General features: G+C 68.8%; 15 protein-coding genes. 9 read left to right on the top strand and 6 right to left on the bottom strand.

Annotated features, from left to right (window positions below):
• Positions 1-50 precede the first annotated feature (50 nt).
• A complete protein-coding gene (locus HRC28_RS18130) occupies positions 51-272 on the bottom strand; it encodes a hypothetical protein (protein ID WP_056711173.1) in 222 nt (73 codons plus the stop codon).
• Positions 273-631: 359 nt separating this feature from the next.
• On the opposite strand from HRC28_RS18130, the gene HRC28_RS18125 reads away from it, so the two are divergent.
• Genes HRC28_RS18125 through HRC28_RS18105 form a run of 5 tightly spaced genes read left to right on the top strand, consistent with a single transcriptional unit; the run spans position 632 to position 4047 of the window.
• Entirely contained in the window at positions 632-2704 is a 2073-nt protein-coding gene (locus HRC28_RS18125) for a DNA topoisomerase IV subunit B (RefSeq protein WP_237111870.1), read from the top strand.
• 24 nt (positions 2705-2728) lie between these two features.
• The gene (locus HRC28_RS18120) at positions 2729-2923 is read left to right on the top strand and encodes a hypothetical protein (RefSeq protein WP_202033109.1); all 195 of its coding nucleotides are present in this window, start codon (positions 2729-2731) and stop codon (positions 2921-2923) included.
• Positions 2886-3251 (top strand): type II toxin-antitoxin system PemK/MazF family toxin, encoded by a 366-nt coding sequence (locus tag HRC28_RS18115; RefSeq protein WP_182376832.1) that lies wholly within the window; start codon positions 2886-2888, stop codon positions 3249-3251. Before HRC28_RS18120 ends, HRC28_RS18115 begins: the two co-directional genes overlap by 38 nt.
• A 52-nt stretch (positions 3252-3303) precedes the next feature.
• Positions 3304-3621 carry a hypothetical protein gene (locus HRC28_RS18110; RefSeq protein ID WP_182376831.1) on the top strand — a complete coding sequence of 106 codons (318 nt, stop codon included), beginning with the start codon at positions 3304-3306 and terminating at the stop codon, positions 3619-3621.
• A 48-nt stretch (positions 3622-3669) separates the two neighbouring features.
• Positions 3670-4047, top strand: coding sequence for a hypothetical protein (locus tag HRC28_RS18105; RefSeq protein ID WP_182376830.1), 378 nt, complete (start codon positions 3670-3672; stop codon positions 4045-4047).
• A gap of 33 nt (positions 4048-4080) precedes the next feature.
• Here HRC28_RS18105 and HRC28_RS18100 read toward each other — a convergent pair whose 3' ends face one another.
• The 4 genes from HRC28_RS18100 to HRC28_RS18085 are packed head-to-tail and all read right to left on the bottom strand — an operon-like array spanning position 4081 to position 9588.
• Complete coding sequence (locus tag HRC28_RS18100) at positions 4081-4575, bottom strand: carbonic anhydrase (protein ID WP_182376829.1); 495 nt, start codon at positions 4573-4575, stop codon at positions 4081-4083.
• Positions 4576-4584: 9 nt separating this feature from the next.
• A complete protein-coding gene (locus tag HRC28_RS18095) occupies positions 4585-6378 on the bottom strand; it encodes an MFS transporter (RefSeq protein ID WP_237111553.1) in 1794 nt (597 codons plus the stop codon).
• Positions 6375-7091 carry an LppX_LprAFG lipoprotein gene (locus HRC28_RS18090; RefSeq protein WP_182376828.1) on the bottom strand — a complete coding sequence of 239 codons (717 nt, stop codon included), beginning with the start codon at positions 7089-7091 and terminating at the stop codon, positions 6375-6377. The genes HRC28_RS18095 and HRC28_RS18090 overlap by 4 nt, the downstream gene beginning before the upstream one ends.
• Positions 7092-7095: 4 nt before the next feature.
• Positions 7096-9588, bottom strand: coding sequence for a DNA topoisomerase IV subunit A (locus HRC28_RS18085; protein ID WP_182376827.1), 2493 nt, complete (start codon positions 9586-9588; stop codon positions 7096-7098).
• A gap of 82 nt (positions 9589-9670) precedes the next feature.
• On the opposite strand from HRC28_RS18085, the gene HRC28_RS18080 reads away from it, so the two are divergent.
• The 3 genes from HRC28_RS18080 (at position 9671) to HRC28_RS18070 (ending at position 14216) form a co-directional block, all read left to right on the top strand.
• Entirely contained in the window at positions 9671-12394 is a 2724-nt protein-coding gene (locus HRC28_RS18080) for a bifunctional GNAT family N-acetyltransferase/acetate--CoA ligase family protein (RefSeq protein WP_237111552.1), read from the top strand.
• Between the two features lie 74 nt (positions 12395-12468).
• Positions 12469-13062 carry a DUF5998 family protein gene (locus tag HRC28_RS18075; RefSeq protein ID WP_182376826.1) on the top strand — a complete coding sequence of 198 codons (594 nt, stop codon included), beginning with the start codon at positions 12469-12471 and terminating at the stop codon, positions 13060-13062.
• Positions 13063-13088: 26 nt separating this feature from the next.
• Positions 13089-14216: a nucleotide pyrophosphatase/phosphodiesterase family protein gene (locus HRC28_RS18070; RefSeq protein WP_182376825.1), complete on the top strand. Its 1128-nt coding sequence runs from the start codon at positions 13089-13091 to the stop codon at positions 14214-14216.
• On the opposite strand, the gene HRC28_RS18065 is transcribed toward HRC28_RS18070, so the two are convergent.
• Positions 14213-14878 carry a thymidine kinase gene (locus HRC28_RS18065; protein ID WP_182376824.1) on the bottom strand — a complete coding sequence of 222 codons (666 nt, stop codon included), beginning with the start codon at positions 14876-14878 and terminating at the stop codon, positions 14213-14215. The genes HRC28_RS18070 and HRC28_RS18065 overlap by 4 nt on opposite strands.
• A 175-nt stretch (positions 14879-15053) precedes the next feature.
• On the opposite strand from HRC28_RS18065, the gene HRC28_RS18060 reads away from it, so the two are divergent.
• Positions 15054-16340: a hypothetical protein gene (locus HRC28_RS18060; RefSeq protein ID WP_182376823.1), complete on the top strand. Its 1287-nt coding sequence runs from the start codon at positions 15054-15056 to the stop codon at positions 16338-16340.
• Positions 16341-16492: the final 152 nt, after the last annotated feature.

Below are 16492 nucleotides of genomic sequence, written 5' to 3'. Positions count from 1 at the left end.
GAAGAGCCCCGGCGCAGGACGCCGGGGCTCTTCGATCAAGCAGGGGTGACTCAGTCGTCGGCGAACGCCGGCTTCGTGGTCAGCTTGTGGGTCTCGTCGTGGACGTTCGCCGCAATCTCCTTGAGCTTGTCACCGTGCTCGCGAGCGTGGTGGGCACAGAAGAGCAGTTCGCCACCGGAGGTGAGTTCTACGCGGAGGTAGGCCTGGGCACCACAACGGTCGCAGCGATCCTCCGCAGTGAGCGGGGCGCTGGGAGCAACGATAGTTGTCATCTCGGCCTCTCTTTCTTCGTCTTCACCCCTATCGGGTGTCGACGTGATCAACGTAGCGACTGGATCAAAGATTCCCGTCTTCGTGTGGTTCATTCCACTTGCGTGGTTTCTTCATCCAATCACCTGATGGGTGTCTGCTGGTTGATTTTCCACCGCTTGAAACATGCTTGTGATCATCCGATCGATCAGGCTTCCCTGGTCCGACCGGTGACCCCTCCCGTTGCGGGGGGAGTACCTGGCATCGTCTCGCCGCCTCTGCCCGTGTGCCTGCACCGGACTCCGGCGTGTCGCCGGTAGATTCGTACCTCTACCCGCCCCGCAGAGGGCGTCATCAACCGTGTCATTGCTAGGAGCAGGTCATCGCCGACAACACCTACAACGCAGCGCATCTGCTGGTCCTCGAGGGCCTCGAGGCGGTGCGGAAGCGTCCGGGGATGTACATCGGCTCCACCGACACCCGTGGGTTGATGCACTGCCTCTGGGAGATCATCGACAACGGCGTTGACGAGGCGCTCGCAGGCGCGGCCCACAAGGTCGAGATCACGCTGCTCCCCGACGGCTCCGTCGAGGTGTACGACGACGGGCGCGGTATCCCGACGGACAAGGAGCCCAAGAGCGGGCTGACCGGTGTCGAACTCGTCGCGACGAAGCTCCACGCGGGCGGCAAGTTCGGCGGGTCGTCGTACGCCGCCACGGGTGGACTGCACGGTGTCGGCCTGTCCGTGGTCAATGCGCTGTCGAGCCGGATGGACATCGACGTCGACCGTTCCCCGGCCACCCAGGGAATGAGCTTCCAGCGCGGTGGTCCCGGAACCTTCGCCGGCGACGGCCCGGACGCGCCGTTCACGCCGGCGACCGGCCTGACCCGCAAGGGCGGTCGCGTCGCGAAGGGCAAGTCGGGCACCCGGGTGCGGTTCTGGCCGGACCGCCAGATCTTCACCCGCGACGCCAAGTTCGAGCTCGACGGCCTGATCGGGCGCGCCCGGCAGACCTCGTTCATCGTGCCCGGCCTGGAGTTGGTGATCCGTGACCAGCGCTCGGTCGACGCTTCGGAGTGGACCGAGGAGAAGTTCCGCCACGACGGCGGCATCGCCGAGTTCTGCGACTTCCTGGCCACGGGTGATCCGGTCACCGACGTACTCCGCCTCCAGGGCAGCGACACCTTCACCGAGACGGTGCCGATGCTCGACGACAAGGGTCACATGACGCCTCAGGACGTCGAGCGGGAGCTGAGCGTCGACGTCGCGGTGAGGTGGGGCACGGGCTACGAGACCGAACTGCGCTCCTTCGTCAACGTGATCGCCACGCCCAAGGGCGGAACGCACGTCTCCGGGTTCGAAGCGGGACTGACGACGACCTTCAATGACGCCATGCGCGCCACCAAGGCGCTCAAGGTCAACGATGACAACGTGGTCAAGGACGACATCCTCGAGGGGATGACCTCGATCGTGACGGTCCGCCTGGCCGAGCCCCAGTTCGAGGGCCAGACCAAGGAGATCCTCGGCACCCCCGCTGCCAAGGCCGTCGTCCGCAAGGTGGTGTCGCAGCAGCTCAAGGAGTTCCTGACCTCCACCAAGCGTGTCGAAAAGGCCCAGGCCAAGCTCCTCATGGAGAAGGTCGTCGGCGCCTCGAAGACCCGGATCGCCGCCCGTCAGCACAAGGAGACCCAGCGCCGGAAGAACGCGCTCGAGTCGTCCTCGCTTCCGTCGAAGCTGGCCGATTGCCGCGCCAACGACAACGAACGCACCGAGCTCTTCATTGTCGAGGGTGACTCCGCCCTCGGTACGGCGAAGCTGGCCCGCAACGCGGAGTTCCAGGCGCTGCTGCCGATCCGGGGCAAGATCCTCAACGTCCAGAAGGCCTCGGTCGGCGACATGCTGAAGAACACCGAGTGCGCCTCGATCATCCAGGTGGTCGGCGCCGGCTCGGGTCGCACCTTCGACCTCGAGGCTCGTCGTTATGGCCGGATCATCTTCATGGCCGACGCTGATTCCGACGGCGCCCACATCCGGTGCCTGCTGGCGACCCTGTTCTTCAAGTACATGCCTGAGCTGGTCGCCGAGGGCCGGGTCTACACCGCCGTGCCCCCGCTGCACCGGATCGAGATCTCCAACCCGCGCAAGGGCCAGGAGAAGTACGTCTACACCTTCTCCGACCCCGAGTTGCAGCGAAAGCTCGCCGAGCTCAAGAAGAAGAACATTCGCTGGAAGGACCCGGTCCAGCGCTACAAGGGTCTCGGCGAGATGGACGCCGACCAGTTGGCCGAGACGACGATGGATCCCCGTCGTCGTACCCTCCGCCGGCTGACCGTCGACGACGCCGCCGTCTCGGCCGAGGTGTTCGAGTTGCTGATGGGTAGCGACGTGGCTCCGCGCAAGGAGTTCATCGTCCAGGGAGCGTACGAGGTCGACATGGAATCGCTCGACGCGTGAAGGGACGTGTGTATGCTTATTTGCATGCACAGCACCAGTGTTCGCATCGACTCGGTCACGCATGACGAGCTCAAGCGGCTGTCTGGTGCTCTCGGTCTGACGGTCGGGCAGACCGTGACGGCGGCGGTGCGCTCGCTGCGACAGGACCGGATGGGCCAGCAACTGCGGACACCGTTGACTGATGACGAGGCGGCCTGGCTTGACGCTGACCTCGGGTGATGTCATCAACCTCGATCTGGGAGTTCCGCACGGGCACGAGGCCGGGTTCCTGCATCCAGCGATCGTCGTCACGTCGCAACGTGTTCTTGATGCGGCGCCGACGACGGTGCAGGTGGTTCCGCTGACCTCGACCCTGCGCGGCTTCGAGTCCGAGGTGACGGTGCCGGCCAACCACGGCTCAGGTCTTCAGCGACCGTCGGCCGCGCAGTGCCAGCACCTTCGTTCGGTGGCGGTCGGCCGACTTTCCGCTCCCATCGGGCGAGTCGGACCCGTCGAGCTGATCCAGGTCAGGGAGACGATCGCTGCGCTGCTGGACCTTCCGCTGTGACCACTTTGGTCGTAGCTGTCGGGCGCTCGATGCGCGCGCAGAGCCGGTCTCAGTGACGGTGGCCGAGGGGCGCGCCAAGGACCGGTACCAGGCGGCGCTTGTCATCGACGAGTTCGACTCCTTCGGGGCCGTTGGCATCGCTGTTCTGTCCGTCATCACCTTCGGGTGGTACGGCGCGATGACAGATCCGCGCCACCGGATCGAGATCCGCCGAATGGAGTCAGGTGAGGTGGTGGCCACCATCGCCTGGGTGCGCAGGCACGCGAAGGCCACGCTCGTACTGGGCGACGTGCAGAGGGATCTGATGACCCTGTCGGTCGGCGAGTTCCGCGACCGCTACGAGTTCGAGGACCCTGTGGACGATGCGTGAGGAGGCGCCGGATGGACAGCGAAACGCTCGACGCGTGAGAGTGGCCCCATGACGGTCTCCGACACACGCACCGCGGTGGTCAAGGTGCTCAAGGCGCGGGGAGCGAAGGCCCGACGTGGTCACCTGCGACTGCAGGTCGGCGACCTGTTCTGGTACGTCGACCCACGGGTCACGGGCGTCGGCCAGCGCGCGACGCTGGCGCTCGAGGTCGGCTGCTGGCTGCCGGCGTTGCCGCCCGAGCCGGACGGCGGGGCAGTGGACTGCCCACTCCTGTTCGACTATCCGGTCGGGGACCCCGCAGCGGACACCGCGACGTTGCTCGACCTGGTCGGCTCGATCGGCACGGTCGCCGAACTCGGGGTGCGGCTCGACGAACTGCCGGGTGCCCTCGTGGACAAGTCGCTCCGGGCGTTGCTCGACGGCTGAGGTCGGCCCAGAGTTGGTGGCCAGAGCTGGTGGTCAGACCTGCTGGGACAGCAGGCCGGTGTCGACGTCGTAGATGAAGCCGCCGATGTGGATGCTCTCCGGGATCAGCGGGTGCGACCGGACGCGTCGAATGTCCTCGGCCAGCGCGGTCTTCTGGTTGGCGATGACGTGGAACGGGTGCCACGACACGTCCTGGCCGGTCGCTTCACCGATCTTGGCCTGAATGTCGGCCTCCGTCGAGGACGCCATCGCGCAGCGGGTGTGCGGGATGACCAGGATCCGGTCGACGTTGAGCAGGTGCACGCCGAGGACCAGCGCCTCGAGGGCAGCCTCGGTGACGCGGCCGCCGGGGTTGCGGAAGATCTTCGCGTCGCCGTACTTCAGGCCGAGCATCTTCAGTGGGTCGATCCGCGAGTCCATGCAGGTCACGATGGCCACGCCCGCATGGGCCTTGCCGTCGAAGCCGCCGAACTCGAACTGGTCCGCAAACGTGCGGTTTGCCTTCAACAGATCGTCGAATTCACCCATGAGGGCAGCCTATCCGGCGGTACGGAGCACTTCGGCCGTGTCCACTTCGCGAGTACCTGCGCGGGCGAACAGGATCAACGCGAGTACGGCGGCCGCGAAGGCCGCCACGGAAGCGCCGACGAACACGGCGTGCTCCTGGACGATGCCGAGCTCGCGGATGCCGAGCGAGGGATCGGCCTCCTGCGTGGCATAGAGCCGGCGCAGGCCGATGGTGGTCAGCGCGGAGATGCCGACCAGCATGCCGATCATCCGGGCGACCACGACGAGCGCACTCGCGAGGCCGTGGGCGTCGTCGTCGGTGTTGGCGAGGATCGCGGCGTTGACCGGCGCCAGGGCGAGGCCGAAGCCGAAACCGCCGAGCACGAGGGGCACGTTCGAGCCGAAGCCGTCGAGGCTGGTGGCGTCCCACTGCGCCATCGCGAGGAACGAGACGCCTGCTGCGGCCATGCCGATCGCCGTCAGCACTCCGGCGTTGAGGCGGCGCAACAGCCACCCACCGACGATTGCGCCGAAGGGCAGGGCGGCGAGGAAACGGAGCAGGACCAGTGCCGCGCCCAGCTGGGAGTCCGGATGGGTGGTGGTGCGTGCAAAGAGCGGGATGTCGACGAGCGCCGCGATCAGCGCCCAGCCGACCAGGAAGCTGACGACGAGCGCCCCCCACGCCGGCGTTGCCTTGAGTGCGCCGCGCGGCACGATCGGGTCGTCGGCGCGACGCAGGTGCACCAGCAGCAGGACAACGGCCACGCCCGAGCCGACGAGGAACCACGGTCCCTGCGGCGAGAAGACCGCCACCTCCGGGTCGGCCGTGGCGAAGGCCAGCACGATGCCGCCGAGGGCTGCGGCGAGCAGGCTGGCGCCCAGCAGGTCGGCAGCCAGCAGGTGACCGAACCATCCGCGCAGGTCGACCAGGGGTCGGGGCAGGAACCAGCAGCAGAGCAGGAACGCGACGCACGCGCCGATCGTGATCAGGCCGATCGGGGTGATCCAGCGGCTGCCTCCGTCGACGTACGGGATGAAGAGCTGGCCCCACGTCAGGTCGCGCTGGATGGAGGCGGGTTCGAGGAAGGTGATCACGCCGGCGGCGAGGGTGACCGCGAGGAGGAGAAAGGTGAGGACCCCGGTGGTTGAGGTGCGAGCGAAGCGAGCCTCGAAACCTCGGGACTTGCCGATGTGAGCTGCCCCGGGGGTTTCGAGGCTCGTCGCTGACGCTCCTCGCACCTCAACCACCGGGCGGGCGAGGGCGGTGACGACGAGGAGCAGGACAACCCCACCGGCCAGGTTGATCGCGAAGATCCCGCGCCACGAGGTGAAGGAAAGCACCAGCGCACCGAACAGCGGCCCGAGGACGCTCCCGAACTCCTGGACCGCGGAGACCAGTCCGAGGGGAAGGCCGCGGCGTTCGACCGGGTAGAGCGCGGCGACCAGCGACATCGTCGCGGGCACCAGGCCACCACCACCGACGCCCTGCAGGAACCGGCCGGCGACCATGCTCGGCAGGTCGTAGGACACGGCGGTGACCAGCGAGCCGATGGAGAAGAGCACGAGCGACATGGCCAGGACGGGCACCTGGCCGCGCAGGTCGGCGATCCGTCCGATCAGCGGCAGCATGGCGACGTACCCCAACAGGAAGCCGGAGACGATCGGTGCCGCGCGCTGCAGTTCGTCGATCGGGATGCCGACGCCGGCCATCATGTCCGGCAGTGCGAGCACCACGACGTACGTGTCGACCGCCGCGAAGGCGACGGCGACCGCGCAGAACGTGAGGAGAAGCCGGTCCCTGCTCATTCCGGTCATGCGGGTCATTCCGGTGCGGAGATGTCCTTGGTGACGTCGTACTTGGTCACGTCGATCGTGTAGGTGACCTCGTCGGAGTCGGGGAAGAAGACGCCGGTCAGGCGGGCGGAGCGGAGGTAGCCCTTGTCGTCGACGCGGTACGTCGCGTCGAAGGCGTCACCCTCGGCACACGGCAGGATCCCGCGGATCGAGTCGCCCGTGGCCTTGCCGGTGTAGGTGCTGAAGGTTTCCTTGTTGTCCTTGCCGCCGCGCTCGGTCTTGCCGGCGGAGACGTCCTCGGTGCTGGTCAGGACCGAGGAGACGCCCGAATCGGGGTCCAGGAGCAGGGCCGGGTCGGGGGCGCAGAGGTCCTCGGGCTGGAAGCGGTCGCTCCAGCCGCCGAGGAGGGCGTGGTTGATGTACATCGTGCCGCCGACCGAGATGACCGGGACGCCGGTGACCGGGATGCCCGACACGTTGCCGTTGGCGGAGCCCTCGAACGCCGGCGGTTCGGCGGTGATCGTTCCGCTCGCCGCCGAGAGGTAGTCGACGCCCGGGTCGTCGCCGGTGGAGATCGACAGCTCGATGCCGCTGGTCTCGTCGAGGAACTTCTTGGCCTTCACGCCGGCGTCGGACCAGTCCGCACCAGCCTTCGGGTCGTCGCCCGAACAGGCGGCGAGGCCGGTCACTGCAAACAGGCCCGTGAGCAGCGCAGCGGCCACTCGGGTGCGTCCGATCGTCATGGGATCACCCTGACACATCGGCGGTCAGGCCGGCGGTCAGGAGGGCGGCCAGCGGACCCGCGGCGGCAGCGAGCGCCTGACTTCCCGGCACTCCCGATCCGTCGCGGCGTCCCGTGGCTTCCGGCAGGTCGATCGGAGCACCGCTCGCTGCAGCAGCCCGCGCAGGCGACGCGCCGGCCCAGGCGAAGACGAGGGTGTCCTCGCCCTTGAGGAAGCGGTGGCAGCGCACCCCACCGGTGGCGCGGCCCTTGGTGGGGTACTCGCCGAAGTCGGTCACCTTCACCGCACCCGGCTCGGTGCCGGGCAGCGCGGTCGACGAACCGGAGGAGGTGACGACGACGGCGGGGGCGGCGAGGTCGAGGACACCGAACCACGCGACGCTCTCGCCGGCGGTCAGCTTCACGCCGGCCATGCCGCCACCAGAGCGTCCCTGCGGACGGACGCCCGCGGCGCCGTAGTGCAGGAGTTGGGCGTCGGTGGTGATGAAGCAGAGCTCCTCGGTGCCGGTGATCAGTTCGACCGCACCGACGACCTCGTCACCGTCGGCGAGCCGGATGACGTCCCACTCGTCCTTGCTGATGACCTCGGGGTTGACCCGCTTCACGACGCCCTGCCTGGTGCCCAGCGCCAGGCCGGGTCCTTCGGTCGCGAGCGAGGCCAGGGCCAGCGCGCGTTCGCCGGGCGCGAGCTCCAGCACCTCGGTGAGCGGCAGGCCGCCCGAGAGGTTGGGCTCATTGGCCGACGGCGGGATGGCCGGCAGGTCCAGGACGCCGAGCCGGAGCATCCGCCCGGTCGAGGTGAGTACGCCGACGTCGGCGCGGGCCGACGTACGGATGGCGGACACGATCACGTCGTGGTTGGCGCGTCCACCGCCGGTGCCGATGTCCTCGGCGTTGGTGGTGCGGGCGAGCAGGCCGGTCGAGGAGAGCAGCGCGAAGCAGGGCTCGTCGGCCACCTCCAGCGGCGCAGCGGCCGCGGTGATGGCGGTGGAGCCGGCCGATTCGAGAAGGACGGTACGACGCGGCGTACCGAACGTCTTGGCGATCTCGGCCAGCTCGTTGGAGACGACCTTCTTCAGCAGGCCCTCGTCGGCGAGGATCGCGTCGAGCTCCTCGATCTCCTTGCGCAACTCGGACTGCTCCTTCTCCAGGTCGATCCGGGAGAAGCGGGTGAGGCGGCGCAGCTGCATCTCGAGGATGTACTCGGCCTGGGCCTCGGAGAGGTCGAAGACGCTCATCAGGCGCTCGCGCGCGGTGGCCGCGTCGTCGCTGGTGCGGATCAGCTGGATGACCTCGTCGATGTCGATCAGCGCGAGCAGCAGGCCGTCGACCAGGTGGAGACGCGCGGCCTTCTTGTTGCGCCGGAACTGCGAGCGACGACGGACGACCTCGTAGCGGTGCTCGAGGAAGACCTCGAGCAGTTCCTTCAGGCCGAGCGTGCGCGGCTGGCCGTCGACGAGCGCGACGTTGTTGATGCCGAAGGACTCCTCCATCGGCGTCTGCTTGTAGAGCTGCTCGAGCAGGGCCTCGGGGACGAAGCCGTTCTTGACCTCGATGACCAGGCGCAGGCCGTGCGACCGGTCGGTGAGGTCCTTCATGTCGGCGATGCCCTGGATCTTCTTGGTCTGGACCAGGATCTTGATCCGCTCCATGACCTTCTCGGTGCCGATGTTGAACGGCAACTCGGTCACCACGATGCCCTTGCGGCGACCGATGGTCTCGATGCGGGCGGTGGCCCGCATCTTGAAGACGCCCCGGCCGGTCTCGTAGGCATCGCGCACGCCGTCGAGCCCGACGATCTTGCCGCCCGTCGGCAGGTCGGGTCCCGGGATGAACCGCATGATCCCGTCGAGGTCGGTCTTCGGGTGCACGATCAGGTGGCGCAGCGCCTGCACGACTTCGATCAGGTTGTGCGGAGCCATGTTGGTCGCCATGCCGACCGCGATGCCGGTCGTGCCGTTGACGACGAGGTTCGGGATGGCCGAGGGCAGGACGGTCGGTTCGTACTCGCGACTGTCGTAGTTCGGCTTGAAGTCGACGGTGTCCTCGTCGATCGAGTCCGTCATCGCCACCGCAGCAGGCGCCATCCGGGCCTCGGTGTATCGCATGGCCGCCGGCGGGTCCTCGCCGCCGGGCGAACCGAAGTTGCCGTGTCCGTCGACCATCGGCAACCGCATCGACCACGGCTGCGCCGTACGGACGAGCGCGTCGTAGATGGCGGTGTCGCCGTGCGGGTGCAGGCGACCCATCACCTCACCGACGATGCGGGCGCACTTGGAGTGGCCGCGGTCGGGGCGCAGGCCCATGTCGTTCATCGTGTAGTAGATCCGGCGCTGGACCGGCTTGAGGCCGTCGCGCGCATCGGGCAGCGCCCGGGAGTAGATGACGGAGTAGGCGTACTCCAGGAAGGACGACTGCATCTCGTCGCCGATGTCGGTGTCGAGGATGTGCTCCTCGAAGTCCTCCGGGAGGGGTTCCTGCTTGGTGCGACGTGCCATGGGAGTCATTGTCCCGGTCGGTCCTGACCATCGGTGACCGGCCACGCCGGACGGATGCGGCCGGGACCGATAGATTTACCGTGTGAGCGCTGGCGACCCGACCCCGACCGAGGAGATTCAGGCACCGCCCGCGCACTGGGAGGGCGACGTACTCCTGCGTGACGGGCGTACGGCGCACATCCGGCCGATCCGTCCGGAGGACGAAGAACTCATGGTCGAGTTCTACGCGCGGGTCTCCGACGAGTCGAAGTACTACCGCTTCTTCTCGCCCATGCCGGTCCTGTCCGACCGCGACGTGCGGCGCTTCACCCACGTCGACCACCGTGATCGCGTCGCGCTCGTGATGATCCTGCAGGAGCGGATGATCGCCGTCGGTCGGTACGACGTCGTGGCCGACAACGAGGCCGAGGTCGCCTTCCTCGTGGAGGACGGGCACCAGGGACGTGGCATCGCGCAACTGCTGCTCGAGCACCTCGCCCAGGCCGGCCGCGAGCGTGGCGTCGAACGGTTCACCGCCGAGGTGTTGCCCGACAACAGCCGGATGATCCACACCTTCCGCGACGCCGGCTACCGCGTCGCCAGTGGTTACCACGAAGGCGTGATCACCCTCGAGTTCCCGATCGACCCGACCGACACCGCGATCGGGGTGATGCGCGACCGCGAGCACGCGGCCGAGGCTGCTTCGATCCAGCGCTTCTTCCACCCCAAGTCGGTCGCGATCATCGGCGCCAGTCGGCGCCAGGACACGATCGGCCAGGTGCTGGTGCGCAACCTGGTCACCGCCAACTTCACCGGCCGGGTCTACGTCGTCAACCCGAGTGCGCCGGCGGTCTCGGGCATGCCGGCCTACAAGAACGTCAACGAGATCCCCGACGACGTCGACGTCGCGATCGTGGCCGTGCCCGCCGATTCCGTCACCGACGTCGTCCTCGACTGCGCCAACAAGGGCGTGCACGGACTCATCGTGATCTCCTCCGGCTTCGCCGAGACGGGGGAGGAAGGGCGCAAGCGCCAGCGCCACCTCGCGGGCTTGTGCCGCTCCTACGGCCTGCGCCTGATCGGCCCGAACTGCCTCGGTGTCATCAACACCGACCCGACCGTCCAGGTCAACGCGTCGCTCTCCTCGGTCATGCCGACCCGTGGTCGTGCCGGCTTCTTCTGCCAGTCCGGTGCGCTCGGCTCCGCGATCCTCGAGAAGGTCAAGAACCGTGGTCTCGGTATCTCCACCTTCGTCAGCGCGGGCAACCGTGCCGACGTCTCAGGCAACGACCTCCTGCAGTACTGGGAGGAGGACGACGCCACCGAGGTCGTGATGATGTACCTCGAGTCGATCGGTAACCCGCGCAAGTTCTCGCGGATCGCCCGGCGGGTGTCGCAGCGCAAGCCGATCGTCGCGGTCCGGTCGGGCCGCACGACCCAGGGTGTCCCGATGGGCCACGCGGTCCGCCGGATCGGTGCGCCGCAGGCCGCCGTCGACGCGATGTTCCGCCAGGCCGGCGTCATCCAGGTCGACACCCTCGACGACATGTTCGACGTCGCGCAGTTGCTCGCCCACCAACCGCTTCCGCGCGGACGCCGCGTCGCCATCGTCGGCAACTCCGACGCGCTCGGCCTGCTCGCCGCCGACGCCGCTTCCGCGGTCGGTCTCGTGGTCAACCGCTCCGTGGCGCTCGGTGCCTCCGCGACCGCCGAGGACTTCGAGGACGCCCTCGACAACGCCATCGACGACCCGGACGTCGACTCGGTGATCGCCGTCTACATCCCGCCGCTCGACGTCACCGGCGAGGAGGTCGCGAACGTCCTGGCTGCTGTCGGCGAACAGTCCGACAAGCCGCTCGTCTCCTCGTTCCTCGGTGCCGAGGGCATCCCCGAGTTGCTGCGCGTGCCCGACGTCGCCGGATCCTCTGCCGGACGAGGCTCGGTTCCGTCGTACCCCGCGGTGGAAGCGGCGGTCCGCGCCCTCGCGCGCGTCGTCGAGTACGCCGTCTGGCTGCACGCACCGGATGGGCCGGCCGCCGATGCGGGCGAGGTGGACCTGCCCGCCGCGAAGAAGCTGGTCGCCCGGGTCCTCAGGTCTGCCGAGGGCGAGGTCGGTGACCGCGAGATCGAGCTCGACCAGTCGCTCGTCACCGAACTGCTCGGCCACTACGGCATCGACCTGTGGCCCACCCGCCCGGTGGCCGACCCCGAGGCTGCCGTCGCTGCAGGCGAGGAGCTCGGCTGGGACGTCGTCCTCAAGTCGACCCTCGACTCCCTGCGCGAGCGGCCGGACCAGACGCACGTGTGGCGCAACATCAGCGACGCCGAAGACATGCGTGACGCCTGGGAGACGCTGACCCAGCTGATCGACCCGACGATGGGCCGGTTCGTCGTCCAGCGCAGCGCACCTCCGGGTGTGCCTGTTGCCATCCGTTCGTTCGAGGACCCGCTGTTCGGTCCCGTCGTGTCCTTCGGCATCTCCGGGCCCGTCATCGAACTCCTCGGCGACTGGTCCTACCGGATTCCGCCGCTCGGGCAGCACGAGGTCGCCTCGATGGTGCGCGAGGTGAAGAGTTCGCCGCTCCTGTTCGGGTATCGCGGCGCCGATGCCGTCGACGTGGCCGCGGTCGAGGACCTGATCACCCGGGTCGCTGCCCTCAAGAACGACCTGCCGAACGTCAGTTCCCTCGAGCTGACCCTCGTCCTGGCGGGCGTCGACGGCGCCCAGACGCTCACCGCCACTGCCCGGGTCGCGACGATCAAGGACCCGCGTCCCGATTCCCTCGTACGACGGATGCCCGACCTCGAGAACACGATCCCGGACTGAGGCGTCGACGCCCCTCGCCGCGCTGCCGCGCGGGCCGTCCGAGGGCCGTCCGCGGGCCGTGCGAGGATGCGTGCATGCCGAATGCACGTCTTCGCGGTGGCGACGAACAGGACCGGATCACCGATCTCCACACGGCGATCGACCGCACCGGCTACTACCCGGAGGTTGTTGCCGACGCCGTGACCGGCGCGCTCGGTGGCGAAGTGGTCGTGTCGTACTACGTGCACCACGAGCCGACCTTCGAGCGCGACGAGGTCCGCCGCCACCAGACGGTCGTCGTCCTCACCCCGACCCGGCTGATCCTGGCGCACACCGACGAGCACGCCGGCGACGACCTGCTGCCCGAGCCGTACACGTCGACGTCCACCGAAGCCGTCAGCCTGCGCGCCGTCGCATCGGTCGTGGTGACCCGGATGACGACCAACCCGACCGCAGGACCCACGCCGCCGGCCGAGGCCGTGCTCACGATCGGCTGGGGCGCGGTGAGCCGACTCGACCTCGAACCGGCCGGTTGCGCGGACCCGCAGTGCGACGCCGACCACGGCTACACCGGGAGCCTCTCCTCCGATGACTTCTCGCTGCGGGTGTCGGCCGCCGCCGACGGCAAGGACGCGGTCGAGGGGCTCCTGTCCTTCGCCGCGTCGCTCTCCGCGTTGACCCGGGGCTGACCGACATGGTCGTGGAGCAGACGGGCGTGAGCGGTTTCTGCGAACCCGCGTACGGCGTCCGCTCCCTGGGCGACGTCGTGCCTGCTGCAGCCCACGCGCTCGGCAGTCCGCTCGGACCGGCCCCGACCGGCCTGACCCTTCCGGACGCGGCGTCGTACGTCGTGTTCCTCATCGACGGACTCGGCGCCCGGTTGCTCGAGCGCTACGCCCACGCGGCGCCGTACCTCTCCTCGCTGCTGGCGGGCTCCTCGCCGATGACGGCGGGCGTGCCCTCGACGACCTCGACGTCGCTGACGTCGCTGGGCACCGGGCTGACGCCCGGCGCGCACGGCCTCGTCGGCTTCACCACCCGGATCCCCGGCACCAACGAACTCCTCAACGCCCTGATCTGGGACGGTGACGTCGATCCGACCCAGTGGCAGCCCCACCAGACCGCGTTCACGTCACTGCAGTACGCCGGCGTGCGGGTCACCGTCGTCAACAAGCGCGAGTTCGACGGCAGCGGCCTGACCGTCGCTGCTCACCGCGGCGCCGACTACGTGGGGGTTGACCGGGTCGGCGAACGGATAGCAGCCGTCGTGGCCGCTTCCCGTCCCGCGCCGCGGCAGCCCGCCCTGACCTATGTCTACGACGGTGACCTCGACTGGACCGGCCACCGCTGGGGCGTCGCGTCGAGCCAGTGGCTCCAGCAGTTGGCGATGATCGACCACGAGGCCGAACAGTTGCGCGACGCGCTCCCGCGCGACCGCCGACTCCTCATCATCGCCGACCACGGCATGGTCGACGTACCCAGCACCGAACGCATCGACGTGAACCACGACGACGACCTTCGTTCGGGCGTGGCCATCGTCGGCGGTGAGGCGCGTTTCCGTCACCTGTACTGCAAGGGCGGCGCGGTCCCCGATGTCGTCGACACCTGGCGATCGGTCCTGGGCGAACGGGCGGAGGTGATGACGCGCGGTGAGGCGATCACGCGTGGCTGGTTCGGGCCCGTGGATCCGTCGGTCCTGCCGCGTATCGGCGACGTGGTCGTCGCGTGCCGGGGTGACTTCGCCGTGCTGTCGACCGAGGGATTCCCCTATGAGTCCAAGCTGATCGGCATGCACGGATCGCTCACGCCGGACGAGATGCTCATCCCGGTCCTTCTGGACTAGAGGAACGGCAGCGGCTCGGGGGAGAGGCTCACGGCCCGCGCCCGCGCTGCGGTCAGTCCGCGCCGGTGGTGCTGGCGGCACAGCACCTCATAGGCGACATCCAGGTCGTCGTGCACGTGCGTCGGGGTGTCGCCCTCGACGTCGCCGACGACGATGACCTCACCCTCGGTCACCATCACGCCGTTCTCGGTGCGAGCGTTGTGCGTTGCCCGTCGGCCGCACCAGCACAGGGCTTCGACCTGCAGCACCTCGGTGCGATCGGCGATCTCGACCAGGCGTGCCGATCCGGGGAACAGCCGGGTGCGGAAGTCGGTGAGGATCCCGAAGCAGAAGACGTCGATCTGCAGTTCGTCGACGATCTTGGCGAGCTGGTCGACCTGCTCGGAGGTGTAGAACTGCGCCTCGTCACAGATGAAGTAGTCGATCCGGGCGCCCTGGGTCAGCGCATCGACGGTGTAGCGCCAGAAGTCGAACGCAGGCTCGACCTCGAGGGCGTCGGCCGTCAGGCCGAGTCGGGAGGAGACCTTCGCGGCCCCCGCCCGGTCGTGGGACGTGAACAACCGCCCGATCCGGCCGCGCGCGGCGTGGTTGTGATTGGTCTGCAGCGCAAGGGTCGACTTCCCGGCGTCCATGGTTCCGGTTCGGAAGGTCAGTTCAGCCACGCGCGCATCTTCTCATCCGGTGGCGGAAGGTGGACGGGCGATGCCCCTGACACGGCGCCGAGGGGACCGAAGGGTAAAGATCGCTGCTTGAAGGGGCAGATATCCCGGAATCGCGTGCACATCGGCGCCGACAGGCGAACACTGGTGAACTCCGACCGGACTGAGGAGGGTGACAATGGGGGTCGCCACCAGGCTCATCCAGCGGCGCCGTCATCGTGCGTCGCGGTGGCCAGGGCGCGTCACGGCTGCGACGCTCGCAGCCGTCCTGATTGTCGTACTGGCCGTCGTCCTGTCACAGACCAGTCTGGTCAGCCGGATCACCTCGGACGACACCTCTCCTGCCGCCGCCCCGGCCGGGCCGACCGCGTCGGTGCCTGCGGTGGAAGTCCAGATCCCGGCCGCCGTCGAGCCCGCTCCGGCCTTCGTGGAACCGATTGCCCTGGTACGACGCGCGCCGCTCGCCGCGCGGTACCCGGGTGCGCTGCTGGACGCCCCGCTGGGTACGTCGGCCGCCTATCAGCGTGCAGCCGCCATCATCAATCTCACCGCCGACTGCCACCTGGACTGGCTGACCCTCGCCGCCATCGCGCGGATCGAGTCCAATCACGGACTGGGCGAGGACGGGACGCACAAGGTCGACGTGAGTGGACTGGTCACTCCGGCGCTCGTGGGGCAGCCCCTCGACGGCAAGGGTGGCCGCGGAACCGTCGATGACACCGACGCAGGCAAGCTCGACCGCGACCTTCGGTGGGACGCGCCCGTCGGGCCGTTCGGACTGATGCCGGCCACGTGGGCTGCCGTGGCAGTCGATGCGGACACCGACGACGTACGCAATCCGCAGGACGTGGACGATGCTTCGCTGGCGGCGGCCGTGGTGCTGTGCGCCGGCGGCCGGGACCTGGCTGACGAGAAGACCTTGCACAAGGCGTTGACGGCCTTCCACAACACGCCGGGCTTCGCCGCGACCGTGGTCGAGTTGTCGGCCGTGTACGCCGTCGAGATGGCGACCGTGCCGGTTTTCCTGCCCTTCCCGGGCACCATTCCGATTCCCGAGAACCTCACCGAGATCTGCGACTGTGCCCGCCCTGCGCGTGCGGCGGCCCCCAACGGGTCGACCCAGCCGGCGCCGTCGAGTGAGGAACCCGCGGGCGAGGAGGCCACACCGCCGCCCGCCGACCCGGGTGACGACGGCGCTGACGGAACGGTCGACCCGAGCGACCCGGGCGACCCTGTTGACCCGCCCTCGGAGGAGCCCAACGAACCGGCGCCGTCCACCGAGCCCGAGCCGGAGCCGGAACCCGTTGACCCGCCCGCACCGGAACCCGCTCCGGAGCCGGCACCCGAGCCCACGCAGGAGCCGACGGCCTCGGCCGACCGGGAACTTGCGCAGGAGGAACCTCCGGCGCCGAGTCCCGAGCCGACCACAGAGCCGGCCGTCGAGGCTGCCGCGCCGACTCCCTGATCAGGCCCGTCGAGCGACGGACCGCCAGCGCCGTTGCGGGCGCTGCGCTGCTGCAGGTGGCGGTGACGGTTCGGAGTCCGCCTCGTAGACGCGCCACTCGCCGTCGTACGGCGTCAGGCCCTCGTCGGCGATGCGCCGGCGCAGTTCGGTGA

Source organism: Nocardioides sp. WS12 (genome assembly GCF_014108865.1).
Lineage (GTDB): Bacteria > Actinomycetota > Actinomycetes > Propionibacteriales > Nocardioidaceae > Nocardioides.
This window is presented reverse-complemented; position numbering and strand designations above follow the sequence as displayed.